The 2106-nt window shown below is 76.3% G+C and carries 1 protein-coding gene; it reads right to left on the bottom strand.

Annotated elements, in window-relative coordinates; translation table 11 throughout:
* Positions 1-2106: non-ribosomal peptide synthetase (locus tag V7793_RS36785; RefSeq protein ID WP_336014029.1), on the bottom strand; the 2106-nt coding region annotated here is incomplete at both ends.

The following is a 2106-nucleotide window of genomic DNA, read 5'->3' as shown; positions in this document are numbered from 1 at the left end:
CGGGGACCATGTGCTCGGGCAGCCGTTCGGCGAGGGCGTCGCGCAGGTGCTGCGGCGCGGGGTCCGCGCCCGGGGCGGGGACGGTGTACGCGACGAGCTGCGGGGCGCCGCCGGGTGCCAGGGGGCGGGCGGTGACGGCTGCCTGCGCGACGTCGGGCAGGGCGGTCAGGGCGGCCTCGATCTCGCCGAGTTCGATGCGGAAGCCGCGGACCTTGACCTGGTCGTCGGTGCGGCCGAGGTACTCGACGGCGCCGTCGGCGCGGCGGCGCACGAGGTCGCCGGTGCGGTACATGCGCTCGCCGCTGCCGGAGGGGTCGGCGACGAAGCGGGAGGCGGTCAGGCCGGGCCGGCCGAGGTAGCCGCGGGCCAGCTGGTCCCCGGCGAGGTAGAGCTCGCCGGGCACGCCCACGGGTACGGGGCGCAGGGCCGCGTCCAGGACGTGCAGGCGGGTGTTCCACACGGGGCGGCCGATGGGGACGACGCCGGCGCCGGGCTCGGCACGGTGGTGGGTGACGTCGACGGCGGCCTCGGTGGGCCCGTACAGGTTGTGCAGTTCGATGTGCGGCCACAGGGCGGCGAAGCGGTCCACGGCGGCGGCGGGCAGGGCCTCGCCCGAGCAGAAGACGCGGCGGACGCCTGCGAAGCCCGCCCGGATCGTCTCGTCCTGCTCGGCGGCCGCGGTGAACGCGGTGAGCATGGAGGGGACGAAGTGCGCCGTGGTGACGGCGGTGCGTGCCGCGACCTCCGCGAGGTGGTCGGGCTCGCGGTGCCCGCCGGGCCGGGCGAGGACGACGGCCGCGCCGCTGACCAGCGGCAGGAAGAACTCCCAGACGGAGACGTCGAAGCTGGCCGGGGTCTTCTGCAGGATCCGGTCCCCGGGGCCGATCCCGTAGGTCTCCCGCATCCAGTCCAGGCGGTTGACGACGGCGTGGTGGGTGACGACGACGCCCTTGGGGCGGCCGGTGGAACCCGAGGTGTAGATGACGTACGCGGCGTGCTGCGGCCCGGCCGCGGCCGGTTCGAGGGCCGGTGCCGTGCGGGGCCGGTCGGCGAGGACGACGGGCACGCCGTCCAGGTGCGGGAGCCGTCCGCGCTCGCCCTCGACGGTGACCACGCACACCGGTGCGGCGTCCTCGGCCATCATGGCCAGGCGCTCGGCGGGGTAGTCGAGGTCCAGCGGCAGGTAGGCGGCGCCGGACTTCAGGACGCCGAGGAGGGCGACCATCAGCTCGGCGGAGCGCGGCACGGCCACGGCGACGATCCGGTCGGGTCCGGCCCCGGCCGCGGCCAGCTCGGCGGCGAGCGCGCCCGCCTGCTCGTCGAGCTGACGGTAGGTCAGAGTGCGGTCGGCGTGGACGACGGCGGTGGCGTCGGGCGTGGCGGCCAGGTGCCCGGCGAACCGGGTGACGAGCGTGCCGGCCGGCACCTCCCGCCCGGTGGCGTTCCACTCCCCCGCCAGGGCCCGGCTCTCGCCCGGGCTCATCACCTCGACGCGGTCCACGGGCCGGCCGGGCGCGGCGAGGGCCTGGTCGAGCACGTGCAGGAGCCGGTCGGCGAGCAGCCCGGCGGTGCCGCGGTCGTACAGGTCGGCGGCGTGGATGACGGTGAGGTCGGTGTGCGCGCCGTCGGCGGACTCCACGAAGGTGAACGCCAGGTCGAAGCGGGCGGCGTGCAGCGGGTCGGGCAGCAGCTCGGTGCGGGCGCCCAGCAGGGCGTCCAGGCCCGTGGCCTCCTTGCGGTGCTGGACCATCACCTGGAACAGCGGGTGGCGGCCCAGCGAGCGCTCGGGGCTGACGATCTCGACCAGGCGGTCGAACGGCAGGTCCTGGTGGGCGAGCGCGCCGAGCACGGTCTCGCGGGCCCGCTCCACCAGCTGGTCGAACATGGGCGCGGCGCCGCCTTCGGGAGCGCTCAGGTCGTGGCGGACGACCAGGGTGTTGACGAAGAAGCCGACGACGTTCTCCACGGCCTCGTCGGCGCGTCCGGCGACCGGGGTGCCGAGGGCGACGTCGGTGCTGCCGGCCAAGGCGCCCAGCAGCAGGGCACCGGCCGCCTGGGTGACCATGAACGGGGTGACGCCGGTGCGGTGCGCGTAGTCGCGCAGCG

Origin of the sequence: Streptomyces sp. KLMMK (assembly GCF_036961605.1) — a bacterium.
Lineage (GTDB): Bacteria > Actinomycetota > Actinomycetes > Streptomycetales > Streptomycetaceae > Streptomyces > Streptomyces telluris.
Note: the sequence above shows the minus strand (reverse complement) of the source record. Positions and strands in the feature narration are given on the sequence as shown.